This is a genomic window from Shinella sp. 838, from assembly GCF_029623935.1.
In the GTDB taxonomy this organism is placed as follows: Bacteria; Pseudomonadota; Alphaproteobacteria; order Rhizobiales; family Rhizobiaceae; genus Shinella.
In genome coordinates, this window is record NZ_JARSBQ010000013.1 from 123,402 (window position 1) to 148,474 (window position 25,073).

At 64.7% G+C, this 25,073-nt stretch carries 23 protein-coding genes; 14 read left to right on the forward strand and 9 right to left on the reverse strand.

The window, feature by feature from the left end:
- Positions 1-18: 18 nt before the first annotated feature.
- The 4 genes from P9A16_RS28480 to P9A16_RS28495 form a co-directional block, all read right to left on the reverse strand.
- On the reverse strand, positions 19-528 hold the full coding sequence (locus P9A16_RS28480; RefSeq protein ID WP_037407534.1) for an NUDIX hydrolase: 510 nt from the start codon (positions 526-528) through the stop codon (positions 19-21).
- 75 nt (positions 529-603) lie between these two features.
- Positions 604-1,608, reverse strand: a complete 1,005-nt coding sequence (locus tag P9A16_RS28485; RefSeq protein ID WP_278026262.1) for an ABC transporter substrate-binding protein — start codon at positions 1,606-1,608, stop codon at positions 604-606.
- The gene (locus tag P9A16_RS28490) at positions 1,605-2,993 is read right to left on the reverse strand and encodes a sensor histidine kinase (RefSeq protein ID WP_024270642.1); all 1,389 of its coding nucleotides are present in this window, start codon (positions 2,991-2,993) and stop codon (positions 1,605-1,607) included. The genes P9A16_RS28485 and P9A16_RS28490 overlap by 4 nt, the downstream gene beginning before the upstream one ends.
- The gene (locus P9A16_RS28495) at positions 2,993-3,673 is read right to left on the reverse strand and encodes a response regulator transcription factor (RefSeq protein WP_023517120.1); all 681 of its coding nucleotides are present in this window, start codon (positions 3,671-3,673) and stop codon (positions 2,993-2,995) included. The genes P9A16_RS28490 and P9A16_RS28495 overlap by 1 nt, the downstream gene beginning before the upstream one ends.
- Positions 3,674-3,772: 99 nt before the next feature.
- Here P9A16_RS28495 and phnD point away from each other — a divergent pair, with 99 nt between their 5' ends.
- The 4 genes from phnD to P9A16_RS28515 are packed head-to-tail and all read left to right on the forward strand — an operon-like array spanning position 3,773 to position 8,896.
- A complete protein-coding gene (phnD, locus tag P9A16_RS28500; protein WP_023517121.1) occupies positions 3,773-4,735 on the forward strand; it encodes a phosphate/phosphite/phosphonate ABC transporter substrate-binding protein in 963 nt (320 codons plus the stop codon).
- Positions 4,736-4,777: 42 nt separating this feature from the next.
- A complete protein-coding gene (locus P9A16_RS28505; protein WP_023517122.1) occupies positions 4,778-6,622 on the forward strand; it encodes an ABC transporter permease in 1,845 nt (614 codons plus the stop codon).
- Entirely contained in the window at positions 6,622-7,722 is a 1,101-nt protein-coding gene (locus P9A16_RS28510) for an ABC transporter ATP-binding protein (protein ID WP_023517123.1), read from the forward strand. The genes P9A16_RS28505 and P9A16_RS28510 overlap by 1 nt, the downstream gene beginning before the upstream one ends.
- Positions 7,723-7,756: 34 nt before the next feature.
- Positions 7,757-8,896 (forward strand): ABC transporter substrate-binding protein, encoded by a 1,140-nt coding sequence (locus P9A16_RS28515; RefSeq protein WP_023517124.1) that lies wholly within the window; start codon positions 7,757-7,759, stop codon positions 8,894-8,896.
- 88 nt (positions 8,897-8,984) lie between these two features.
- Here P9A16_RS28515 and P9A16_RS28520 read toward each other — a convergent pair whose 3' ends face one another.
- The 3 genes from P9A16_RS28520 to P9A16_RS28530 all read right to left on the reverse strand — a co-directional run bounded on the left by P9A16_RS28520 (position 8,985) and on the right by P9A16_RS28530 (position 12,755).
- Entirely contained in the window at positions 8,985-9,881 is an 897-nt protein-coding gene (locus P9A16_RS28520; protein WP_023516622.1) for an alpha/beta hydrolase, read from the reverse strand.
- Positions 9,882-10,066: 185 nt separating this feature from the next.
- Positions 10,067-10,234: a hypothetical protein gene (locus tag P9A16_RS28525; RefSeq protein ID WP_023516623.1), complete on the reverse strand. Its 168-nt coding sequence runs from the start codon at positions 10,232-10,234 to the stop codon at positions 10,067-10,069.
- Positions 10,235-10,718: 484 nt separating this feature from the next.
- Positions 10,719-12,755, reverse strand: a complete 2,037-nt coding sequence (locus P9A16_RS28530) for an NADH:flavin oxidoreductase (protein ID WP_023516624.1) — start codon at positions 12,753-12,755, stop codon at positions 10,719-10,721.
- Between the two features lie 144 nt (positions 12,756-12,899).
- Between P9A16_RS28530 and P9A16_RS28535 the strand changes: the two genes are divergently transcribed.
- Entirely contained in the window at positions 12,900-13,529 is a 630-nt protein-coding gene (locus P9A16_RS28535; RefSeq protein ID WP_037406887.1) for a TetR/AcrR family transcriptional regulator, read from the forward strand.
- Positions 13,530-13,756: 227 nt separating this feature from the next.
- Positions 13,757-15,856 carry a methyl-accepting chemotaxis protein gene (locus P9A16_RS28540; protein WP_037406889.1) on the forward strand — a complete coding sequence of 700 codons (2,100 nt, stop codon included), beginning with the start codon at positions 13,757-13,759 and terminating at the stop codon, positions 15,854-15,856.
- A 169-nt stretch (positions 15,857-16,025) separates the two neighbouring features.
- On the opposite strand, the gene P9A16_RS28545 is transcribed toward P9A16_RS28540, so the two are convergent.
- Positions 16,026-16,175: a hypothetical protein gene (locus P9A16_RS28545; protein WP_023517406.1), complete on the reverse strand. Its 150-nt coding sequence runs from the start codon at positions 16,173-16,175 to the stop codon at positions 16,026-16,028.
- Positions 16,176-16,335: 160 nt separating this feature from the next.
- On the opposite strand from P9A16_RS28545, the gene ehuR reads away from it, so the two are divergent.
- The 6 genes from ehuR (at position 16,336) to P9A16_RS28575 (ending at position 22,423) form a co-directional block, all read left to right on the forward strand.
- Entirely contained in the window at positions 16,336-17,718 is a 1,383-nt protein-coding gene (ehuR, locus tag P9A16_RS28550; RefSeq protein WP_278026263.1) for a MocR-like ectoine utilization transcription factor EhuR, read from the forward strand.
- A 138-nt stretch (positions 17,719-17,856) separates the two neighbouring features.
- Positions 17,857-18,609 (forward strand): aspartate/glutamate racemase family protein, encoded by a 753-nt coding sequence (locus tag P9A16_RS28555; protein ID WP_023516773.1) that lies wholly within the window; start codon positions 17,857-17,859, stop codon positions 18,607-18,609.
- 32 nt (positions 18,610-18,641) lie between these two features.
- Positions 18,642-19,820 (forward strand): M24 family metallopeptidase, encoded by a 1,179-nt coding sequence (locus P9A16_RS28560; protein ID WP_023516774.1) that lies wholly within the window; start codon positions 18,642-18,644, stop codon positions 19,818-19,820.
- Positions 19,807-21,003: a M20 metallopeptidase family protein gene (locus P9A16_RS28565; RefSeq protein WP_023516775.1), complete on the forward strand. Its 1,197-nt coding sequence runs from the start codon at positions 19,807-19,809 to the stop codon at positions 21,001-21,003. The genes P9A16_RS28560 and P9A16_RS28565 overlap by 14 nt, the downstream gene beginning before the upstream one ends.
- A gap of 239 nt (positions 21,004-21,242) precedes the next feature.
- The gene (locus tag P9A16_RS28570) at positions 21,243-21,890 is read left to right on the forward strand and encodes a glutathione S-transferase family protein (RefSeq protein WP_278026264.1); all 648 of its coding nucleotides are present in this window, start codon (positions 21,243-21,245) and stop codon (positions 21,888-21,890) included.
- On the forward strand, positions 21,887-22,423 hold the full coding sequence (locus P9A16_RS28575; RefSeq protein ID WP_023517320.1) for a GNAT family N-acetyltransferase: 537 nt from the start codon (positions 21,887-21,889) through the stop codon (positions 22,421-22,423). Before P9A16_RS28570 ends, P9A16_RS28575 begins: the two co-directional genes overlap by 4 nt.
- A gap of 39 nt (positions 22,424-22,462) precedes the next feature.
- On the opposite strand, the gene P9A16_RS28580 is transcribed toward P9A16_RS28575, so the two are convergent.
- Positions 22,463-22,900, reverse strand: coding sequence for an Lrp/AsnC family transcriptional regulator (locus P9A16_RS28580; protein ID WP_023517321.1), 438 nt, complete (start codon positions 22,898-22,900; stop codon positions 22,463-22,465).
- Positions 22,901-23,019: 119 nt separating this feature from the next.
- Between P9A16_RS28580 and rocF the strand changes: the two genes are divergently transcribed.
- Both rocF and ocd read left to right on the forward strand, forming a co-directional pair.
- Positions 23,020-23,940, forward strand: a complete 921-nt coding sequence (gene rocF, locus P9A16_RS28585; RefSeq protein WP_024270482.1) for an arginase — start codon at positions 23,020-23,022, stop codon at positions 23,938-23,940.
- A 25-nt stretch (positions 23,941-23,965) separates the two neighbouring features.
- The gene (gene ocd / locus P9A16_RS28590; protein WP_023512918.1) at positions 23,966-25,027 is read left to right on the forward strand and encodes an ornithine cyclodeaminase; all 1,062 of its coding nucleotides are present in this window, start codon (positions 23,966-23,968) and stop codon (positions 25,025-25,027) included.
- Positions 25,028-25,073: the final 46 nt, after the last annotated feature.

The window sequence follows — 25,073 nt, forward strand, 5'->3', positions numbered from 1 at the left end:
TCCCGCGAAAGGGTGGCCTCAGCGGGGCTTGAACTCCACCAGCAGCGACTTGAGTTCGATTTCGCGCACGCGACGCGCCGCCTCGTCCGGGCTGACCCAGGCAAGCCGCCGCTCGCCCTTTTCCTTAAATTTCGTGGCAAGCTCGGTGGCTTCGATCTGGAACACATCGACGATGCAGGGCGCCACGTCGCCGTCGTCGAGCAGTTTCAGATAGGTATAACTGCCGACCGGTTTCTTGTGGACTTTTCCCCGAATGCCTGCCTCCTGGAAGGCTTCGATCGCGGCCGCCTCATAGGGTTTCCTGTCCTTCATCGGCCAGCCCTTGGGAATGATCCAGCGGCCGGTATCGCGCGAGGTTACCACGAGGACTTCGATCCCGGGGCCTTCAGGCGCAATGCGGAAACACAGGGCAGCATATTGCTGGCGAAACGCCCCCGAAAACAGCTTTTCGGGGGTAGCCGCCAGCTTCTGCAGAAGGGTCTTGGGCCTGCGGCTCTTCTGCGCCTTGGTCTTCTTGGTCGTTTTCAGGGTTCTTGCCGCCAAAGCATCGGAAAATGGGGGCGAAACCTATGACGAGTTGCCCACCATGTCAAAGGCGCGCCCTCAGCCGACGACCATCTGGAACCAGGCATCAAGAAACCGGCTGCGCTTGATCATGTCACGGAAGACCAGAAGCTCCGGCCCAAGCTCGATCTTCTGCAGCCCCTCGAAACCCGCAGGCTGCTGCGGGAGCGAAAAGCCTGCGGAGGAAAGTGCCGTCTGACCCTCCGGTGCCAGCAGCATGTGCAGCAGGATGCGGGCCTCGCGCAGGTTCGCAGCCCCCTTTGGCATCAGCACCGTCCACGGAACGGCGAGCACGTAATCCTGCGGGACGAGAACTTCCATGCCCTCGGGCAGGTCGCCGCCGGATCGCAGGGCCGAGAGCGGCACATTATAGGCAACGTCGAGATCACCGGCCTGCAACGCCTCCAGGAGATCGTCCGTCGTGTCATAGATCCTCGCCTTCGCCCCGCCGAGCGCCCGGATCAGCCGCCAATAGAGCGAGGTGCGGATCGAATCCTGCGAGGCGAGCAGATAGCCGATATCGTCAATGCCGACATTGACGACGCCGACGCGGCGGGCAAATCGACCGCTGTTCTGCTCGAGCGAGCGCACCAGTTCGATACGGGTGCGCGGCATGCGGTTCTCGAATGCCGCCTTGCGCACGACGATCACGGCAGGATCGGACCAGAAGCCAAAGACCTCGTTGCGCCACTGCACACCGGCCATCGCGCCGGCCGCCTCGTCGGGCACGGCATAACCCTCGTTGGCGATGGAAACGGCGACGTCGGGCGAGGACAGGGAGGCGATGTCGAACGGCGCATCCTGCGGGCGGCGGGCGGCTGCAGCGATCTGCGCGGAGGAGAGCCGGCTGTAGACGAGCCGCGTGCCGGGCAGGTTCACCGAGAGCGAGACGATCAACGGCGCCATGCGCACCTCGGAAACGACACCGGCCAGCCGCAGCGTGCGCTCCTGCGCCGCCGCGAAACCCGGCATCACCAAGGCCATGAGAAGGAGAAGGGCGCCGACGTTCCGCAACCGAAGGCCCTCAGGAAAAAGCCGCATCATTCCGTCCTTTCCCGAATGACCGGCAGAACGACCTCGACGACAAGCCCGCCGCCCTCTCGGTCGGCCACCGCGATCGCGCCGCCGAAGGCAACCGCCACGTCCTTCGCAATCGCCAGGCCAAGGCCTGAGCCGGCGGACCGGTGATCGGCGCGCACGAAGCGCTGGAACACCCGGCCCTTGGCACTATCCGGTATGCCCGGCCCCCGGTCCATCACCTGCAGCACGGCCTGCCCCTGCCGCTCGAAGAGCCGCACGAGCGTCGGGCCCGGCGCGTGGATGAAGGCATTCTCGACAATATTGCGTACCATTTCCCGCAGCACCACGGGTTCGGCCATAACGCGCAGGGCACTGCCCTCCATGTGAAGGGCAAGCGACTGCATCAGCCCGGCATAGGCACTCTCCGCCCGAAGCATCTGCAGCGCGTCCTGCACCGACTGCCCGACATCGACAGCCTCCCGCTCCTGCGTTTCAAGGCGGTGCAGCGTCGTCGCGTCGGAGAGCAGCTGGTTGGCCAGGAGGCCCGCCTCGCGCGCATTGTGGTGGATGCGCGTCAGGCGCCGCTTCACCCGCTCGCCGGCCGCCTCTTCCAGCGCCACCTCGGCCTGCGCCTGGATGGCTGCAAGCGGGGTCCTCAGCTGGTGGGCCGCGTCCGCCGTCACGCGCTTGACGCCGTCAAGCACCGAACCCAGCCGGTCCATGAAGTCGTTGAGTGCGGAAACGAGCGCCGAGACCTCGGCCGGAACTTCGGTCTCAATGCGGCTGAGATCGGACGGACGACGGGCCCTGAGATTGCTTTCGATGAGGCGCAGCGGCGAGAAGGCCGAGCGCACCGAGGCGAGGATGAGGCCGCAGGCAAGCAGCGCGATCGCCACCGCCGGCAGCATGCCGTTCAGCGTCAGCTGCCCTGCCAGCTCCCGGCGGGCCTCCCGCGTCTCGGCCACCTGGATGCCGATCCAGCCGCCCGTTCCGGTGACCGTGTCGGCGCGGTAGCGCTGCACGGCGGCGATGCGCACCGGCTCACCGCGATAGATAGCGTCGTGCAGGTGCAGCGTCTCGTTCGGGTTCGCGGGTATGTCGAGGCCGAGCGTCGGCGAGCCGGTCACCAGGCTGCCATCCGGTGCGGTGATCCGGTAGAAGATCCGGTTGAGACGGGACGTGCCGAGGATAGCGAAGGCCGAATAGGGAATGTCGACGGCGACGGCACCCTCCTCTATGGCGACCGTGTCGGCAATCGAGAGGGCCGAGGCCGTCAGCACCCGGTCGAACGCCTCGTCGGCGGCCCGCCGCGCATAGGCACGCACCGTCAGCGCCAGGACGCTGCCGATGACCAGGAAGAGGCAGGCAGTCGTGATCAGCAGCCGGCGCTCGATCGACAGTCGTGCCATCAGGTCACCGTGCCGGCCTTGCTGCGCAGCACGTAACCGGCGCCGCGATGCGTGACGATCTCCACGTCGCTCGATTCCAGCTTCTTTCGAACGCGCGAGACCAACAGTTCCACGGCATTGGGCGTGCCCACGTCGTCATGGCCGAAGAGTTTCATGTAGAGCCGGTCCTTGCTCACCGTACTGCCGGCGTGGGCCGCAAGCACCTCCAGCACCTCGAACTCGCGGCGCCCCAGTTCGAGCAGCCGCCCGGCGACCCGCGCCGCCCGGGCGGACATGTCCACTTCAAGCGTACCAATCCGGACAAGCGACTTGGCAAGGCCCTGGTGCCGCCGCGTGACGGCGCGCAGCCGCGCCTCCAGCTCGCCGAGATCGAACGGCTTGACGATATAGTCGTCGGCGCCGAGATCGAGCAGGCTGATCTTGTCGTCCAGCTGGTTGCGGGCGGTGATGACGAGCACGGGCGTCGGGGAGTTGCGGCCGCGCATATGCGCCATCACGTCGAAACCGCTGCGCCTCGGCAGGTTGATGTCGAGCACCACCACATCGAATTCGCCGTGGATGGCAAGCTCCTCGCCGGAGATACCGTCTTCGGCCAGCGTGACATGGTGGCCAGCCCGCGACAGTTTCGCGTCGATCGCCTCGGCGATGTCGATGGAATCTTCGATGACCAGGATGCGCATGATGCTGACAGGACTCTGACAGGAACTTTGGATTATTCCCTCATCCTATAGCAAGGGCTTTGCCGAACGCGAGACGGTAAAAACCTTCGGGAGGATAAAATGAAACGCTACAGCGCCATAGCGGCCTGCATGATGCTGGTCGGCCTGCTGTCGGGCGGCGGCATGGCGGCCCGCGCCGAACCGTGCCAGCAGAGTTCCGGTCTGGACGAGGCCTATTGCGATGCCGATGGCGATCTCGTGGCAGACCTGCCGGCGGATCCGGCCAAGTGGCGCAATCCCGATACGCTCGTCTGGGCCTTCGCCCCCATCGAGGATCCGGCGGTCTATGCGCAACTGTTCCGGCCTTTCACACAGCACCTGTCGCACTGTCTCGATCGCCAGATCGTCTATTACCCCGTGCAGTCGAGCGCGGCCGAAATCAGCGCGATGCGCGCCGGTCGCCTGCATTTCGCGGGCTTCTCCACCGGCCCGACGGTGGAAGCCGTCAACAAGGCGGGGGCGGTTCCCTTCGCCGGCAAAGGCGAGAACGGGGCGTTGCGCGGCTATCATCTGGTCGCCATCGTGCGAGCGGATTCGCCCTACCAGACGCTCGCGGATCTCAAGGGCAAACGCGTCGCCCATGTTTCCGCGGCGTCGAACTCCGGCAATCTCGCGCCCCGCGCGCTCTTTCCCGTCGAAGGGCTGGTACCCGATACCGACTATAAGCCGATCCTCTCCGGCGCGCACGACAAGTCGGTGATGGGTGTGCTTTCCGGCGACTACGACATGGCGGCCGTCGCCTCCGACGTGCTCGAACGGCTGGAGGAGCGCGGCGCGGTGGATCGCCATGCCCTGCGGGTCCTCTATCAGAGCCCGCTGTTCCCGACATCGTCCTTCGCCCACGCTCATGACCTCGATCCAGCGCTGGCGAAGAAGCTGACGGCCTGTTTCTTCGCCTTCCGCTTCCCGCCGGAAATGACGGCAGCCTTCAACGGCGACGAACGGTTCCTGCCGCTCCGCTACGACACGGCCTGGCAGGCGGTCCGCGATGTCATCGCCGCGGTCGGCGCCCTCCCGGACTGACACGCCCCCAACCCTTTTCGTTCCGAACGCAAAGTTGAGCCTATGACCCTGCAAATCCCTTTGCCGGAGGACCGTTTACGTCCTGAGCCGGCCTCGCCCTGGAGACGCTTCTCCTACCTCATCCGCGTCAACAGCGCGGATCCGACGCTGCTGCTCGGCCTCGCCCTGGTCGCTGTCTTCGCCTATCTCATCCTCGCGCCCGTCCTGCTTCTGCTCGCGGACGCCGTAACGGTGCATTTCGCCGATACCGCGCGCACCGGGCAGCAGCTCGGGACGTTCACGCTCTACTACCTCAACCGCGTCCTCCTCTCGCCCATCGCGCAGGATCTCTTCTGGTGGCCGCTCGCCAATACGGCGATCATCTCCGCCGGTGCCATCGCCATCGCTTTCCTCGTCGGCGGGCCAATCGGCTGGCTGCTCGCTCGCACCGACCTCATCGGCAAGAAGTGGCTCTCGACGGCCCTGCTTGTCCCCTACATGCTGCCGTCCTGGACCTTCGCGCTCGCCTGGCTGACCCTTTTCAAGAATCGCACGACGGGCGGGCTTCCCGGCTGGATGGAGACCTTCGGCGTCACCCCGCCGGATTGGCTGGCTTACGGCGCCCTGCCGATCGCAGTCATCCTCGCCCTGCACTATGCGCCCTTCGTCATCCTCCTCTTCGGCAATGCGCTGAAGCAGTTCGACACGCAGCTGGAGGATTCCGCCCGCAGTCTCGGTGCCAGCCCGCTCGACGTGGCGCGCAAGATCATCCTGCCGCTGATGCTGCCCTCGCTCATTTCGGCCGCCACGCTGATCTTCGCCAAATGCCTCGGCGATTTTGGCGTCGCCTATGTGCTCGGCGTGCCGGTAGGCTTCGACGTGCTCGCGACCTCCCTGTTCCGGGCGATTTCGACCAGCCAGGCCGGTGCTTCCGCCGTGCTTGCCGGCGTCATCGTGCTGCTCGGCATCTTCTCCATCCTCATCGATATGCGCCTGCTGAAGGAAGCAAAGCGCTTCGTCACCATCGGCTCCAAGGGCGCGATGGTGCGCGCCACGCCGCTCGGCAAGTGGCGGACGCCGGCCTTCCTCTGGGCGCTTGCCGTCTTCGCCTTCAGCGCCGGCATTCCGCTTCTCGCGCTGGCGCTGACGACGGTCATGCGGGTGCCGGGCGCTTTCAGCCTCGACAATTTCACGCTCGACTACTGGATCGGCACCGATCTCGGTACGACCGCGCTGCGCCAGGGCATTCTCCTGACGGGCGAATTCTGGCTGGCGTTGTGGAACACGGTGTGGATGGTGGGCCTTGCCGCTCTCGGCGCCGGCGTGCTCGGCCTCCTCGTCGGCTATGCCGTCGTGCGCTCGCCCGTCCGCTTCGTCTCCGTCGCGCTGCGGCAAATCACCTTCCTGCCCTATCTTGTGCCGGGCATCGCCTTTGCCGCCGCCTATCTCTCGATGTTCGCCGTCGCCCGCCCGCCGCTGCCGGCGCTCTACGGCACGCCGATCATCCTCGTGCTGGCGATCCTCGCGGACCAGATGCCCTTCGCCTCACGCGCCGGCATCGCCTCGATGATGCAGCTCGGCCGCGAGCCGGAAGAGGCCGGCCAGATCGTCGGCGCCGGCTGGCTGCGCCGCATGCGCTCCATCGTGCTGCCGATCCAGCGCGGCGCCCTCGTCTCGGCGATCCTCCTGCCCTTCATTTCCGGCATCAAGGGGCTCAGCCTCGTCGTCGTCCTTGCCGTTCCCGGCACGGACCTGCTCACCACCTACGCAATCCGCCTCGTCGACTACGGCTACAGCCAGGCTGCCAATGCGGTCGTCCTGATGCTCTGCGTCGTCGCCTTCACCGGCACGATGCTCGTCCAGAAGATCGGCCGGGCCAACCTCTCAGACGGCATGGGAAGCAAGTAATGTCCAGCATAACCTTGGAAAATATCCGCAAGACCTATGGCAGCGGCGGCCCCGCCGCCATCGGCGATCTGAGCATGGAAATCGGCAAGTCGGAATTCCTCTGCCTGCTCGGCCCTTCCGGCTGCGGCAAGACGACGACGCTGCGCATGATCGCCGGCCTCGAACACCCGACGGGCGGGCGCATCCTCGTCGACGGCGAACCGATCGTCTCCGTTGCCGACGGCGTCTTCACCGTGCCGGAAAAGCGCAACATGGGCCTCGTCTTCCAGAACTACGCCCTCTGGCCGCACATGACGATCCGCGAGAACGTCGCCTTCGGCCTGAAGCTGCGCAAGACGCCTGCCGCCGAGCGCGACGCCACCATCGACCGGGTGATGACCAAACTTGGCATCGCCCGCTATGCCTCCCGCTACCCAGCGGAGCTTTCCGGCGGCCAGCAGCAGCGCGTCGCGCTTGCCCGCATGCTGGCGCTGAACCCGTCCGTCATCCTGCTCGACGAACCGCTTTCCAACCTCGACGCCAAGCTGCGGCTGGAAATGCGCGCGGAACTGAAACGCATCCACGCGGAGGCCGGCTCCACCATCGTCTTCGTCACCCATGACCAGTGGGAAGCGATGACCCTGGCGACGACCATCGCCGTGATGAGCGAGGGCGAACTGCAGCAGGTCGGCACGCCCGACGACATCTACGAGCGCCCCGCAAACCGCTTCGTCGCGGAATTCGTCGGCAGCCTGCCGATCAACATCGTCGAGCGCGGCGAGGCGCAATCCGGCCCGCTGCATGGCTGGGTCGATCGGCTTCTCGCGCATTTCTCAGTCGATGGCATCCAGGTCGCCTCGGCCGGCATCCGGCCGGAGGCGGTGCGCCTTGGCGACCTCGACACGGCGGAGGCCGCGCGCTGCGCCGCCGGCCTGGGAACCATCGTCGACATCGTGCCCACTGGCGGCAGCTGGATTGTCGAGCTCGATGTCGATGGCAGCCGCTTCTTCGCCATCGCGACCGAAAACCCGCGCAAGGCCGCGGGCGAGACCACCCATTTCTGGGTCGAAAGGCAGCATCTGCACCTTTTCGACCGGAACAGGAATCGCATCGCCCTCTGACAGGGCATGCGCCATCAAGGCAACGGAGGAAATGATGCCTAAGATATTGATCAGCCTGTTCACGAGCGCATCCGTCCTGGCCATGGGCCTGACGGGCGCCATGGCCCAGGAGGCCAAGCAGATCGGCATTCCCGACAGCGACTATTCGCTGGAGGCGCTGATCGAGGCCGCCAAGAAGGAAGAGCCGATCACGGTCGTCGACGCGACCGGCAAGATCGTCAGCATGGCCGAGAATTTCTCGGCGAAATACGGCCTGAAGGCGACGGGCGTGAAGATGAGCGGCCAGGATCAGGAACAGATCATCGCCCGGGAAGCGGCCGCCGGCAACGTACGCACCGACGTCTTCAACATGAGCAACCTGCCGTCGGTGACCAGCCAGATCCTGCCGCAAGGCTTCGGCATCTCCTGGCTCGCGCCTGATCTCAAGGACAAGATCCCGGCCGCCTACCAGAGCCCGGCGATCACCAGCAACAATCCCTGGGTCTTCGCCTACAACACCGACGTCAACGGCGAGACCTGCCCGGTCGACAATCTCTGGGCGCTGACGACGGAGGAGTGGAAGGGCCGCGTCGCCATTCCCGATCCGCTGCTGCGCAACGAGACGATGTTCTGGTTCAACCAGCTCGCGACACACGAAGACGCCGCGATGCGCGAGGCCTACAAGGCTCAGTTCGGCGAGGAGCTGACAACCGACGAGGCCAGCGCAACGGCCGAATGGGTCAAGCGTCTCGCCAGGAACCAGCCGAAGGTCACGCGCAGCGACACCGATGTCGGCCCGATCGTCGGCGCCAAGGAGGAAAAGCCGCCGATCGGCTTCCTTTCCGTCGCGATCTTCCGCGACGCCAAGAAGGACGGCTACGGCATGGGCATCTGCAAGGAGATGAAGCCGTGGATCGGCCAGCTGACGCCGCGCGTCGCCGTCATCGCCGCCGGCACGAAGAGCCCGAACACCGCAAAGCTCTTCGCCCGCTTCATGATGACCGAAGAAGGCATGGCCCCGCAGCTCGGCGACGGCAAGATCTCGACGAATACGGACGCCAAGATGCCCGAGAGCGAAGTCTCCGGCATCGCGAGCCATGTCGACAAGCTTTACGTCAACCACTCCGAAACGAGCCAGGACGATTTTGCCAAGCTGCAGGACTGGCAGGACTTCTGGCTGCAGCACTCCCGTTGATCTTTGCCCCGCGCGCTTCGGCGCGCGGGGTTCTTCCGCCCGGCTGCCGACCGCGCATCACATCCAACGAGCGCTCTCCAAGCCGGAGCTACGTCTCCTGCCGGAAGGCGATCTGGACGGCACGGTTCAGGGCAACAGGCAGAACGGACATATGGTTCTCGCCGGCATACTCCTCGAAACGGGCAACACCGGTGAGACCCGGGGACGCCTGCCAACGTTCCGCCATCGTCCGGGCCAATTCCACCGTTCTGGTTTCGAGCGCACGGGCCTGTCTCTGTGCCTCGTCGGGCCGACCCTTGTGGAAGGGGGCGATGCGCGTCTCGCTTTCATATTGCCCGGCGGAAAGATGCAGTTCGATGCCCGGGGGCACGTGGGAACGCTCCAGAAACGCCTGCTCCGTCGCCAGAATGGCCGCATCCTCCCAGTAGATCGCCGGGCTTGCTGCGATCCAGCGCCGATACGCATGCGGCTTGGTAAAGAGCGCATGGAGCACGAACAGCCCCCCGAAGGAATGACCGAAAAGCGCCTGGCGAGACCGGTCGATCGGCACCTGCCGCTCGACCCAGGGCTTCACCTCGTCCTCGATCGCGGAGAGAAAGCCGTCGCCGCCACCGGTCTTGACGTCAGGCGTATCGGGAAAGAACGGCGGATAGGTCCGGCCGGGCGGCGGGCTGAGATCCCAGGAACGGCGGAATGGGTCGTAAGCATCGTCGGTGGGATAGCCGATCGCCACGATCACACCGTCGCAAACGTTCGTGCCGCTCGGATAGGACATCTGCACCTTCTGCGCATCGACGGCCGTCGCAAAGCAGGCATTGCCGTCCGTCATGTAGAGCACCGGCCAGCCTTCAGGCGGAGCCGGTCTTGGCGGGCGGTAGAGGAAGATCCGGTGCGGCTGGTCGCCCGAGCCGAGTTTCATATCCGTGAATGTCGCACCGGCAAGCGTGACGGGCGATCCTGTAACGTCGGACGATGAATGGGACATGATCTCTCCGGGCAGCCGAAAGGGCGATGCGAAATGCTGCCGTTGCCGCATAAAAGTTGACTGAGATTCCCCTGTTATATGATTCGTCACCCGGCAGACATGCCGCAAGGCGTCTCGCGAGCGCGGCAATCGGGCGACATCGCCACCCGATCACCCTGTGTTTATCGAGGCTGCACGACGGGCGGTCACTCCGGCCGCGGCCGGTTCGCATGCATCCGGTCCTCGATATCGCGGATGTGCTTATCAAGCTGCTCATCGCTCATGTAAGCGCTGAGGGAGCCGATCCGCTTGCCTCTGTAAAGATCATTACCTTCGACAGCCTTGAGACGCGCCAGGAGATCGATGCGTTTCATGTCCCCTCCTTTTCGGTGATTTCAGATCAAGTGTTCAAGTCGCCTCGCAGCGGCGACAGAGCACCAGACGAGGACACGGAGCGAAAAGTCGGAACTGGCGGCGTGCCAATGCGACAGGCGACGACACCGGCGCTTTCCCAACGAACAGATTCCGACTTTTGATGTATTCATCCCGCCAAGGGATACAGAACAGCGCTCGCCGCTAGCCGAGGGCCAGGCTGGAAAAGAATTCCATCATACGATTGACGACGATGACTGCCGGCATTCAACGGTTCCAAACTCTTCTGCTTCGTCTGCTCTTCCAGGAAATGCAGACGATGGCGCTGCCCGCAGCTCCACTGCTTCGGCATCACGGACAGGAAGAAGACACCGGCAAAGCGCGATGTCAACCGGTTTGCCCTGCCGGGCCGGAACGCAAAGCGATCTTCCGCCGGAGCGGCGCGCCGGACGCGGTCGCAAGGCGCCGGCAGGCACAAGGGTGGTCTCAGATATCCTTGGCAAGACGCAGTGCATCATAGATCGCCGCATGCGTGTTGCGGGCGGCGACCGCATCGCCGATCCGGAAGAGTTGATAGGCGCCGTCCGCATTGCGCGCGATGGTCTGCGGCGTGCCGGTAAGCAGCGCGTCATAGGAGACCTCGCCGAGGTTCCGCGAGCCGGGCTTCAGCTCGAAATAGAGTTCGTCCAGCGGAATGGTGCCGTGGTTGACCACGATCTGATCGACCACGCGCTCCCGGGCGACGCCGCCATAATCGCTGCCGACATGGGCGATGAGCTGGTTGCCGCTCCTTTCCGCCGCTTCCAGCCGGTAGGTGACGGTGAAGGTCGTGTCGAGCTTTTGCAATGCGCGCATATAGGGGACGAGGTTCATCGCCATGACCTCCGGCGCGAAAGCGCGATCCGGGGTCATGATCTCCACCTTGCCACCCGCCTTGGCGATGAGTTCGGCCGCCTGCAGCCCGGCATGGTCGCCGGCATCGTCGTAGACAAGGACGTTGGTGCCCGGTTTCACATCGCCCGAAATGATGTCCCAGGAGGAGACCACCAGCTCGTTGCCCTTCGAAAGGACATCCGTATGCGGAAGGCCGCCCGTCGCGACGATCACGACATCGGGTTTTTCGGCAAGGATCGTGTCCGCCTCGGCCCAGCTGTTGAAACGGAAGGTGACGCCATGTTTTTCGCACTGGCTCATGCGCCAGTCGATGATGCTCATCATTTCGCGCCGGCGTTCGCTCTGTGCCGTCAGGCGGATCTGGCCGCCCGGATCGCTCGCCGCCTCGAACACCACCACCTCGTGGCCGCGTTCGGCGCAGACCCTTGCCGCTTCGAGGCCGGCCGGGCCGGCTCCGACGATCACAACCTTCCTGCGCACATCCGCCTTCGGGATCACATGCGGCATCGTCTCCTCGCGGCCGGTTGCCGCGTTGTGGATACAGAAGGCAAGGCCGCCCTGGTAGATGCGATCGAGACAGTAGTTCGCGCCGACGCAGGGGCGGATGTCGTCCTCGCGCTTTTCGATGATCTTGCGCACGATATACGGGTCGGTCATGTGCGCGCGGGTCATGCCGATCATATCGACCTTGCCGGCGGCGATCGCATGCCGCGCCGTCGCAACATCCTGGATTTTTGCCGCATGGAAGGTCGGAAACCTGGTTGCGGCGCGGATATCACCGGCGAAATCCAGATGCGGCGCGCTTGCCATGCCCTGGATCGGGATGACGTCGGTCAGGCCCGGATCCGTATCGATATGGCCACGGATGACGTTCAGGTAGTCGATGAGACCGCTTTCCTTGAGACGGCGGGAGATTTCAAGGCCCTCGGCCTTTCCGGTCCCGCCGGGAAGACATTCGTCGGCCGTGTAGCGCACGCCGAGAATGAAATCCTCGCCGACTCTTTCACGCATCGCCTTGAACACGTCGAAACAGAAACGCAGGCGGTTGTCGAGCGAACCACCATAGGGGCCGTCGAGCTCATTGGTCAGTGGCGATGTGAACTGGTCGATGAGATGGCCATAGGCTTCCAGCTCGACGCCGTCCATGCCGCCCGCCTTCATGCGCTCGGCTGCATCGGCGAAGTCCTTGATGATGCGCGCGATATCCCAGTCTTCCAGCTTTTTCGGGAAGGCACGGTGCGCCGCCTCGCGCTGGTGGGAGGGGGCGAGAACGGGCAGCCAGTCGCCCTTGTCCCAGCGTGTGCGGCGACCGAGATGGGTGAGCTGGATCATGATCGCAGCGCCGGCCTCGTGCACGGCATCGGTCATTTCCCGGATCCACGGCACGATCTCGTCCTTGTAGGCGAGCAGGTTGTTGAAGACCGGCGGACTGTCCTTCGAGACGGCAGCCGAGCCGGCCGTCATGGTCAGCGCCACGCCACCGCGCGCCCGCTCCACCGTATAGGCCCGATAACGGCCCTTGGGCATGCCGTCCTCCGGATAGGCCGGCTCGTGCGACGTGACGATGATGCGGTTGCGCAGGGTCAGATGCTTCAACTGATAGGGCTGAAGCAGAGGGTCGTTCGACATGCCACGGGCTCCGGACTGGGATCTTTTGCGAACGCTAAGGGAAAATGTACACTAGTGTCAATATCAGTGACACTATAGTCAACGTAGAGAACATGAATGCACATTCTGCTTGTCGTGACATATGGGATTCGCTAGATGGTCGGCATGGAACAGGCGACGAGCGACAACGGCTGGCGTGGCTCCACTGAAGGGTGGCTGGAAGCCGCCTATGACTGCCTGCTCGAATCCGGCGTGGAATCGGTCAAGATCCTGCCGCTCGCCAAGCGGCTCAATCTGTCCCGCACCAGCTTCTACTGGTTCTTCAAGGATCGGGAGGAGCTGCTGAGCGCATTGATCGCGCGCTGGCGGGAGAAGAACACGGGAAATCTCGTCAAGCAGTCCGAGGCCTATGCGGAAACACTCGCCGAAGCGATGCTCAATGTCTTCGACTGCTGGCTGAACAAGGACCTGTTCGATTCCCAGTTCGAGTTCGCGGTGCGCAGCTGGGCGCTGCAATCGCCTGACATCCTGGCTGAGGTGCAGGCAGCAGACCAGACAAGGATAGAGGCGCTCGGCCGTATGTTCGTGCGGTTCGGCTATGACGAGGGCCCGGCGGATGTTCGCGCGCGGACGACCTATCTCGTCCAGATCGGATACATCTCGATGCAGTCTACCGAGGACACCGCGCTGCGGATGAAGCGCATTCCCGACTACATCGCGATCTACACCGGAGAAACCCCGCAGAAACGGGAACTCGACCGCTTCTTCGCCCGGCATGGCTACAAGCCGGACTGAGGGCAGGAAAATTCCGCGAGCATGACGGACCCGGCCTATTTCACTTTCAATCCGGGCAAATGCCGCCGCCTTAGGTGAGTGTTAACGAACTCCGTTCAATTTTACCGATCACGAGCGCGGTTCTCGCGCCGGCTGCCATGAAGGCGCGTTTTTTCCTGACATTTGCTGTGCCGAGCCCATGCGCGCAAGACGCGTGCCGTTCGGCAATGGAATACTGGGGGGTTTCCTTGAGCACACGTTTCAATCTCATGACCAAAATTCTTTTGGCCGCCTCGCTCGCCGTCATTGCGGCCTTCTGCGGCTTTTCGGTCTATATCGACAGCCTTCAGCGAAACACCCTCTCCAGGGAAGCAGCGGCCGAAATCGAATCCGCCGGCGAGCTGGCGGCTACCGGTATCGCCAACTGGCTGAATGCCCGCGTCATGCTGACCGAGCTCGCCGGCGCCGGCGTCACCCGGGCGGAGAATACCGAGGACATTCTCAAGGGTTTTGACAACGCGCTGCTCAGCCGCGAATTCGCCCTCGTCTATTTCGGCGGCGAGGACGGCACCATGACGCGCATTCCCGCCGCGACGATGCCGAAGGGGTATGACCCGCGCAAGCGTGGCTGGTACAAGGATACCGTCAGGCTCGACGCCCCGGTGCTGACCGATCCCTATGTCGATTCCGCCTCGCAGAAGCTCGTGATCAGCGCCACCGCTCCGGTCAAGCGCGACGGCAAGCTGCTCGGCATCGCCGGCACCGACTTTCCCCTGCAGGGACTGCTCGGCATGATCGGCGAGGTTGATCTCGGCGGCATGGGTTCCGCCTTCCTCGTCAACAAGTCCGGCACGGTCCTCGTGCATCCCAACGGCGATCTCGTCGCCAAGCCGCTGACCGAGGTGTTCCCGCAGGAGACCCCGTCCATCGAGGCGGCCGGGCTGACGGAAACCGAACTCGACGGCAAGCGCGTCCTCGTACGCTTCGTGCAGGTCACCGGCCTGCCGGTGCTCGACAGCTGGTATCTCTGCCTGATCGTCGACCGCGACATGGCCTATGCCGGCATTTCCGAATTCCGCATCGCCGCCACCATCGCCACCGCCGTCGGCGTTCTCGCCATGATCGGCGTCCTTGCCCTTCTTCTGTCGAGCCTCGTCGTGCGGCCGGTGGTGCGCATGACCGGCATGATGAGCAAGCTGGCGCGCGGCGACGTTTCCGAAACCATCCCGGACGCCGGACGCACCGACGAAATCGGCCAGATGGCGGCCGCCGTCACCGTCTTCCGCGAAAACATCATCGAACGCGGGCGCCTTGCGCGTGCGGCGGAAGAGAACCAGGCGCTGAGCGAACAGGAACGCCGCGAGCGCGACGCGATCAAGGCACAGGAAGCAGAGACCGTCGCCCAGGCCGTCCAGACGGTCGCCGACGCGCTGGGCCGTCTTGCCGACGGTGACCTCGTTTCCCGCATCGACACGCCCTTCGCCGGCGACCTCGACCGGCTGCGGATCGACTTCAACAACTCCGTCACCCGTCTGCACCAGGCCATGTCGACGGTCGGCGAGAAGGCTCTGGCGATTGACGGCGGTGCCAACGAGATCCGCGGCTCCGCCGACGCGCTTGCCCGGCGGACCGAACAGCAGGCCGCCTCCGTGGAGGAAACCGCCGCCGCGCTGGAAGAGATCACCACGACGGTGAAGGATTCCACCCGCCGCGCCGAGGAGGTCGGCTCGCTCGTCTCGCGCACCCGCCAGGGCGCGGAAAAGTCGGGCGACGTCGTCCGCCGCGCCGTCTCGGCCATGCAGGGCATCGAAAAATCCTCGCACGAGATTTCCAACATCATCGGCGTCATCGACGACATCGCCTTCCAGACCAACCTTCTCGCGCTCAATGCCGGCGTGGAAGCGGCCCGGGCAGGCGAGGCGGGCAAGGGCTTTGCCGTCGTCGCACAGGAGGTGCGCGAGCTCGCCCAGCGCTCGGCCAACGCGGCCAAGGAGATCAAGGCGCTGATCACCGCCTCCGGCGAGCAGGTCCGCTCCGGCGTTTCCCTTGTCGACGAGACGGGCGCCGCGCTGGAAGCCATCGTGCGCGAGGTGCAGGAGATCAACGGCCATGTGAACGCCATCGTGCTTGCCGCGCGCGAACAGTCGACGGGCCTGCAGGAGATCAACACTGCGGTCAACACGATGGACCAGGGCACGCAGCAGAATGCCGCCATGGTGGAGGAACAGACCGCCGCCAGCCACGGCCTTGCCGGCGAGGCAGCCGCACTCTCCGCGCTGCTCGCCCAGTTCCGTCTCGACAGGGCACGGAACGCGCCGCAGGCAAGCCGGCAGGCCTACGCCGCCTGACGGGGCGTCATACTGATCCACGATCCTAGCCCCCTGCAGCCGCTGCAGGGGGTCTTTCTTGTTCGGTCAAGACCCATCCGACGAAGCGTGGGTAACCGCGTCCGCGACAAAGCAATCCCCGCAGCGGTGCGCGTGCGTGGCGGCGGCAGACCGCATGCCCTTGTCCCGGCTAAACGAAAACCATCACGCCTGCATAGCCGATCGCGATCAGGACCAGCCCCACGACAAGCATCGGCATCAGGCTGTTGCCATCGGCGTCCCGTCCGCTGACATGCTCGCCGGAAAACACCAGGGGCTTGCGGGTTTCTTCCTTGTTCATGCACCTCTCCTTTTAATGTGGCAAACTATATACCACTTTAAAACGGCGCGCGACGTGACAATTTAGCACCGCAGCAGAAGGAGCATTCGTGCCCCCCTCGCTTGGGCGGGTAGATGTCGATCCCGATTGAAATTGCCATGCTTTTGGACGACAAGAATGCATGACAAAATGGCACCCCGATCCCGGCCAGCTGCGACGGCCCGTCTATATCTCCCTCGCGGACCAGTTTACGGCGGCAATCAAAAGCGGCAAGCTTGTCAAGGACGACAAGCTGCCGGCGCACCGGGATCTCGCCTACGACCTGAAGATTTCGATCCAGACGGTGAGCAAGGCCTATGACGTGCTTGCCCGGCGCGGGCTGGTTTCGGGCGAGGTCGGTCGCGGCACCTATGTCAAGGCAGGCGGCGCCGCACCCCCCTCGCCCTACATTGCGGAGCGGCTGGCAAACGAGATCGACCTTTCGATCGTCACACCCGTCTGCACCCCCTTTCACCTCAAGCAGATGAAAGACGTCCTGCACCTGATCGGCGACAGTCTCTCGCCTGCGGCGGCTTTGTCCTTCCGGCCCAACACCATCTTCCCGCGGCACAACGAGGCGGCCGCCCGGTGGCTCTCCACGCTCGGCGTCGAAACCACGCCGCGCAACCTGCTCGTGACGAACGGAGCCTCTTCGGCTTTCGCCGCCGCCCTCCTTTCGGCCGCAGGGCCTGGCGCGATCCTTGCCGCGGAAGAGATCTGCTATCACGTGATCCGGCCGCTCGCGGACTATCTCGGCATCCGGGTTCGCCCGATCGCCGCGGACGCGGACGGCATGGTGCCCGAAGCGCTGGAAGAGGCCTGCCTGCGGGACGAGGTGCGCGCGGTCACCCTCCAGCCCAATCTCGCCAACCCGACGGCTTCGCTGATGCCGGAAGGCCGGCGCCGCGCCATCGTCGAAACGGCCCGCAGACACGACGTCGCGATCATCGAAAACGATGTGTTCGGCCCGCTCCTCTCCCGTCGCCCGCGCCCGATCGCGGCGATAGCGCCCGAACGGACGGTTTACATCACGGGCTTCACAAAGGTCGCCCTCCCCGGCCTGCGCATCGGCTATGTCGCCGCGCCGGATCATCTCGCCGCCACGATCGCCAACCGGCATCTGATGGCAAACTGGATGGCGACGCCCGTCATGGCCGAGATCGCCACACTGTGGCTGGGCGATGGTACGATGCAAGCACTGGTGGACTGGCAGCGCGAAGCCCTCGGCCAACGGCACCGCATCGTCTCCACGGCGCTGGAAGGCGCCGCCTACCGTGCGCATCCGGAAGGGCTCCATTTCTGGCTGCCGCTTCCGCCGGAGCACGACGAGCTCGCCTTCGTTTCCCAGGCGCGCACCCGAGGCGTGGCCGTCGCACCGAGCACGCCGTTCTCCCTGTCCGGCAACCCGGCAGGCGCTGTCCGGGTATCGGTCGGCGCAACCGAAGCGGACGAGTTGCGCGCCGGCCTCGACATCCTCGCCTCGTTGCTGCGCGCCGCACCCGACCGGAGCGTTCTGGCACTTTGAAGCCCCGCAATACGGTCGCAAAACAGCCAGGCGGTTTTGCACGACACACACAGGAAATTGACATGTGTCTTTTTCTCAGATTGACATGCATTTCCTCCCACGGCTGAATGCCCTGCACAAGACTATGGCGGAGCGTGCATGATCGAGGAGATCCAGCATCAATCAACCTTGGAGGCCCGTGCCACGGCCCGGCGCATCGGCCTGATCGCACTCGCCACGGACCATACGGTGGAAGCGGATTTCCGGCGCCTCGTCGCCAGCGACGGCATCGCCGTTCATGTAACGCGCGTCGGCTATGCGAACCCCACGACGCTGGAAAACCTCCGCGCGATGCATCCCCACCTTGCTGCTGCCGCCACCCTGCTTTTGCCGGACGAAGAGCTCGACGCCATCGTCTACGGCTGCACCTCGGCCTCGGTCATCATCGGCGAGGAGGCTGTCACAGCCGCCATCCGCGAGGGCAAGCCGGGCGCCACGGTCATCACCCCGGCCGGCGCCGCCGTCCTGGCGCTGCGCGCCCTGAAAGCACGGCGCATCAGCATCCTGACACCTTACATCCGCCAGACGGCCGAACCAATGCAGGCCTATTTCGAGGCGAACGGCTTTGGCGTCGATCGCCTCGCCTGCCTCGGCATGGAGGACGACCGCGACATGGCCCGCCTGCCGCAGGCCGAGATCATCCGGCTGGCGGCACACATCGCCGCGGCCGATACCGACGCTCTTTTCATCGCCTGCACGGCACTGCGGGCGGCACAATGCGCCCCCGAGATCGAACGGCAAACCGGCCTGCCGGTCGTTACCAGCAATCTGGCGGCCGCCTGGGCCAGCCTGCGACAATGCGGTGTCGCGCCCAACCCCAAGGCCGCAAGCCGCCTGCTCGCGACCGCCTGACACCCCAGTTCCGCCAATCAGGATGCCTCCTCATGATCGAACTTCCCTTCGCCCTTTCCGAATACAGAGCCCGGCTCCAGGCCATCCGCGCGGAGATGGCGCAACGCAATCTCGATCTCCTCGTCGTCAACGATGTCGCCAACCAGCACTACATCACCGGTTATGACGGCTGGTCCTTCTATACGCCCCAGGTCGTGCTGGTACCGCTTGCCGACGAGGAACCCGTCTGGATCGGCCGCGCCATGGATGCCGCCGGCGGCCTGCTGACGGCCTGGATGAAACCGGAAAACATCGTCGGCTTCCCCGAGGACCACGTCCAGCGGGCCGACCGTCACCCGATGGACTGGATCGCTGCCTGGATCAACCGGAAGGGTTGGGGCCGCGGCAATATCGGCATCGAGCTGGAAGCCTATTACTATTCGCCGAAGGCCCATGCCCGCCTCACAGCAGGCCTGCCGAATGCCACCTTCCACGATGCCGACCTGCTGGTGAACTGGATCCGCAGCGTCAAGTCACCGGCCGAGGTCGATTATCTGCGCAAGGCCTCGCGCCTTGCCGAGGCCGCGGTGCGTGCTGCCTATGACACCATCGCGCCTGGCGTGCGCGAATGCGATGCCATCGCCAAAATTCAGGCGGCGCAGGTTGCGGGCGCGCCGGACTTTGCCGGCGACATCACCGCCCTGCCCCCGACCATTCTCGCCGGCGAAAACGCCTCCGCGCCCCATGTCATGTGGAGCGACCGGCTTTTCGGAGAGAACGAGACCGTCGCGCTGGAACTTGCCGGTGTCGTGCGCCGCTACACGGCCGGCCTTGCACGAACCCTCCAGCTCGGCAAAATGCCGGTCAAGGTGAACGACACGAGCAAGGCGGTTCTCGAGGGCATGGAAGCCGTTCTTGCCAGCATCGGACCAGGCGTGACGGCCGAGGCGGTGGAAGCGAGCTGGCGCAAGGTGATCGAGCGCCACGGCCTCAAGAAGGAATCGCGCATCGGATACTCGATCGGCGTCGCCTATCCGCCGGATTGGGGCGAGCACACGATCAGCCTGCGCCCGGGTGACACGACCATCCTGAAGCCGGGCAACGTGCTGCACTCCATCCTCGGCATGTGGATGGACGGCTGGGGCATCGAGGTCAGCGAGACGATCCTCGTCACCGAAACCGGCTGCGAGACGCTGACCAACTTCCCCCGGGACATTCATGTCAAGGCCTGAGCCCGACACGGCGGCAGTGGACGCGGCCCTCGCGCGCCGGATGATCGAAATCCGGCGCCATCTCCACCGCAATCCCGAGCTTTCCAATGCGGAGCGCGAGACGCAGGCCTATTTGAAGCACGCGCTGGAAGAGATGGGCCTCGGCCCGGTCCGGCCGGTCGCCGGCTTCGGACTGGCCGTCGATATCGTGGGCACCGCTGGCCCCTCGAACCGCAAGGTCGTCATCCGCGCCGATATCGATGCGCTGCCGATCAAGGAAATGTCGGGCGAGCCGTTCACCTCCGAAAAGCCGGGCGTGATGCATGCCTGTGGCCATGACGCGCACGCAGCCATGGGCTATGCCGCCGCCGTCCTGCTGGACAGGCGCAGACAATCCTTCAGCGGCACCGTGCGGCTGATCTTCCAGCCCGCCGAGGAGGCGGAACCGCTCGGTGGACGGCGGGTCGTCGCGGAGGGTCTTCTCGACGATGTCGACGCAGCGATCGGCATCCATGTCGATCCCTATACGCCGACCGGCAGGATCGCGGTCGGCGCCGGCCCCTATACGCTCGCCTGCGATATTTTCGACATCGTCGTGACCGGAAACTCCGCACATGCCGCAAGGCCCTCCGACGGCATCGATGCCATCGCCGTCGCCTGCACGATGGTGACGGAGCTGCAGAAGATCGTCGCACGGGAAATCGATCCCTACGATCCCCTGGTGATTTCCGTCACCGGCATCGAGGGCGGCGGCGCCTACAACGTGATCGCTGCCGACGCGCGACTGAAGGGCACCATCCGCAGCGGCCACGAGGAAACCCGGCAGAAGGCCTGGCGCCGGCTGCGGCAGATCCTTGAAGGGGTGGCGGCGGCGCATGGCGCAACCGTCACGGTCGATCTGCAACGGGGTGAGCCGCCAGTCGTCAACGCGCCGGAAATGGTCGAGATCGTCCGCCAGGCCGGCAGGGCGATCGTCGGAGCGGACAACGTGCTGTCGGCGCCCGGATGGACCGCCGCCGACGACTTCGCCTTCTACAGCGAGAAATGCCCGTCGGTCTATTTCCGCCTCGGCATTCGCAACGAGCAGGCCGGTGCCATATACCCCCTTCACCACCCGCAGTTCCGCATCGACGAGGCCGCCCTGCCGCAGGGTGCGGCGGTGCTCTGCGCCACAGCCGAAACCTTCCTCAAGACGATGGAATGAGGAAGACGCAGGCCTGTCGTCCGGTCAGCCTTGCCGCGCCAAGGGCGGCGTGCCGTTTGCACGCTCCGGCGGAATGCCTTCGGCACCGCTCATCTGACGGCATGCCGGCTTTCCGATCTGCAGCAAACAGCATACCGTCAAGCCGCAGACACATGATCGGCGCCACAAAAGCACCACGGCAGGGTGTCGGAATTCCGGCCTGCCGTTCGTCTTCATGCAGACATGCTATGGAGGACAACATGACGATCACCATAACGGCCTTTGCCCAATCGCCTGATCGCGGTCGGGGCCTTGCGCGCGACATGCGCGTTCGCTGGGCGCTCGAGGAGGTGGGCCAGCCCTACGCGGTCCGTCTCCTCACGTTCAAGGACATGAAGGAGCCGGCGCATCTCGCGCTTCAACCCTTCGGACAAATCCCGACCTATGAGGACGGCGATCTCGCCCTGTTCGAAACGGGAGGCATCATATTCCATATCGCGGAGCGCCATGCTGGCCTGCTGCCGGAGGACGCCGACGCCCGGGCACGCGCGATCAGCTGGATGTTCGCCGCACTGAACACCATCGAGCCGCCGATCCTCGACCGGGAAATGCCGACCTACACCGAGCGCGACAAACCCTGGTATGCGGAACGTCTGCCAATCCTGGAAAGCCGTATCCGCACACGGCTGGACGCGCTCTCCCGCCGGCTCGGCGATGCGGACTGGCTCGACGGCGCCTTCAGCGCCGGCGACCTTCTCATGGTGACCGTTCTGCGCCGGCTGGAGGGATCGGGCGTCCTTGAGGACTATCCGCGCCTCTCCGCCTACATCACCCGCGGCAAGGACCGCCCCGCCTACACGCGGGCCTTCGACGCGCAACGGGCGGTGTTCACCGCAGCCTCCGCATGATGGCGCTGGTTCCGTTCGCACCCACTCATTTCACTCCTCTTCTCGGCTGGTTTCCAAGCTATGCCGATCTCGTGCAATGGGGTGGTCCCCTTCTGGAATTTCCCCTGTCGCACGGTCAGCTCGAACGGATGCTGGCGGAAGGCAGATCCGATCCGCCGGCCCGGCTCTGCTGGACGGCAGTGTTCGACGGTGAGCTGGCGGGCCATGTCCAGCTTGCCTTCGACTGGCGCAACGGCAACGTCGTGCTCGGTCGCGTGGCCATCGCGCCGGAAATGCGCGGCCGGCGTCTTGCCGGCCGGATGATCGCGCTGGCGATCGACAAGGCCTTCGGCTTCCAGGCGATTGAACGGCTGGAACTGAACGTGTTCACCTGGAACACGCCGGCCATCCGCACCTATGAAGCGCTGGGCTTCACTCTGGAAGGGGTCCGCAGAGCATCCGCCCGCGTCGAGGGCGAGCGCTGGGACACCGCCATCATGAGCCTGTTGAGAACCGAACTCTCCAGGGCCACCGCGCCGCACGCAGGCGGTTAAGAAGAAGGCCCACACAGGCGACGACGCGTGGGCCGGCTTCTACAGTTTCGCCCTCGTCGAACGCGGCGTGGAGAGAAGGATGCTCGTTTCACTGCCCGTGATGCCCGGCACGAGGCGGATCTTGCGCAGGACGGCGTCGAACTCGGCAAGGCTCGAGGCGCTCAGTTCCACCAGCAGGTCCCAGCGGCCGTTCGTCGTGTGGATCTGCGAAATCTCCGCGAAGCCACCGAGCGTACGGATCACGCGGTCGGTTACATGGCCTTCGATCTCGATCGTCATCACGCCGCGAACGACATCTTCGAGGGCATCGGCGCGCAGCATCACCGTATAACCGAGAATCGTGCCGTCCTGCTCCATCCGCTCGATGCGTGCGCGCACGGTTGCCCGCGACGCCCCGGTTTCCAAAGCGAGATCCGAAACGCTCCGGCGCCCGTTGCCGCGCAGCAGCGTCACGATCTTCTGGTCGAGCTCATCCATGCCAATCTGGCTCCTCGGCTTTCCATTATGGTCAATATGGCATTCCGAGATGCCAAAATTCAATATTCAATCTGCCGTTCAAGGCTTCTAGAATTTGGAAAACCAATAAGGAGTACGTCATGGAGTGCACGCTGATCGGCGCCCCCTTGCAAATCGGTGCAGGACAGCTTGGCTGCGAGATGGGGCCGAGCGCCCTTCGCATCGCCGGCCTTCGCACCGCGCTGGAGGAGCTTGGCCATACGGTGAAGGACACCGGCAACCTTACGCCCCGCGCCTTCGACGAGATGCCGCACCCGAACGCTGCCGTGCACCATCTCGGCGAGACGGTCGCCTGGGTGGAGGCGCTGTCTGCCGCCGCCTACGAGCACAGCAAGGCCGGCATGCCGATCTTCCTCGGTGGCGACCATGCGATCTCCGCCGGCACCGTTCCGGGTCTGGCGCGCCGCGCCGCCGAACAGGGCCGGCCGCTCTTCGTGCTCTGGCTGGACGCCCACACTGATTTCCACAGCCTTGAGACCACCGCCAGCGGCAACCTGCACGGCACGCCCGTTGCCTACTATACCGGCCAGGCAGGCTTTGAAGGTTATTTCCCGCCGCTCGCCCATGCCATACCCCCGGAAAATGTCTGCATGATCGGCATTCGCAGCGTCGATCCCGCTGAACAGGTCGCGATCCGCAGGACCGGCATCACGGTCCACGACATGCGTGTCATCGACGAACACGGCGTCGCCGTCCTCGTGCGCACCTTCATCGAGCGGGTCCGGGCTGCAAACGGCCTCCTGCATGTGAGCTTCGACGTCGACTTCCTGGAGCCCGACATCGCACCGGCCGTCGGCACCACGGTGCCGGGCGGGGCGACGTTCCGCGAGGCGCACCTGATCATGGAAATGCTGCACGACAGCGACCTGGTGACGAGCCTCGACATCGTCGAACTCAATCCGTTCCTCGACGAACGCGGCAAGACTGCGAAGCTGCTCGTCGATCTTGTTGCCAGCCTGATGGGCAAGCGGGTGATGGATCGCCCGACGCTTGCAGGCTGAGCCCGGCTGTTCTTCTGGAGGGAAAATGAACACTGATCCGAAATTGAACGTGGTTCCGTTCGTCAGCGTGGACCACATGATGAAGCTGGTATTGAAGGTCGGCATCGACCGGTTCCTGACGGAGCTGGCGGCGACGATCGAGGAAGACTTCCGGCGTTGGCCGGTCTTCGACAAGACCCCGCGCGTCGCCTCCCATTCCGAGGAGGGCGTCATCGAACTGATGCCGACCAGCGATGGGACGCTCTATGGCTTCAAATATGTCAACGGCCATCCGAAGAACACGCGCGACGGCCGGCAGACCGTGACGGCCTTCGGCGTGCTGTCGGATGTCGGCAACGGCTATCCGATGCTGCTCACCGAGATGACGATCCTGACCGCGCTGCGTACCGCCGCGACCTCGGCGGTGGCGGCAAAATACCTGGCACGGCCGAATTCTCGCACCATGGCCATCATCGGCAATGGCGCGCAGAGCGAATTCCAGGCGCGCGCATTCAAGTCGCTTCTCGGAATCGACAGGCTGCGCCTTTTCGATATCGACGCCTCGGCAACGCGCAAATGTGCCCAGAACCTTGCAGGCCTCGGCTTCACCATTGAGGAATGCCGATCGGTCGAAGAGGCCGTGGAGGGCGCCGACATCATCACCACCGTCACCGCCGACAAGCAGTATGCGACGATCCTTTCGGACAACCATGTCGGCCCCGGCGCGCACATCAATGCCGTCGGCGGCGACTGCCCCGGCAAGACCGAGCTCAGCAAGGACATTCTGCTGCGCTCCGACATCTTTGTCGAATATCCGCCGCAGACACGCATCGAAGGCGAGATCCAGCAGCTGCCGGCCGAGCACCCCGTTATCGAACTCTGGCAGGTCATGACCGGCGAGACCGAGGGCCGCAAAAGCGCCGACCAGATTACGCTGTTCGACAGCGTCGGCTTCGCCATCGAGGATTTCTCCGCGCTGCGCTACGTGCGGGAGAAGATCGCCGAGCACGGCATGTTCGTGGAACTCGACCTGCTCGCCGACCCCGACGAGCCGCGCGACCTCTACGGCATGCTGCTGCGCTGCGAGAAGAAGCTCAACGCAGCCTGATATGCGCTGTCACCCGGCTTGTGGATTGCCGAGCCGGGTGACAGCA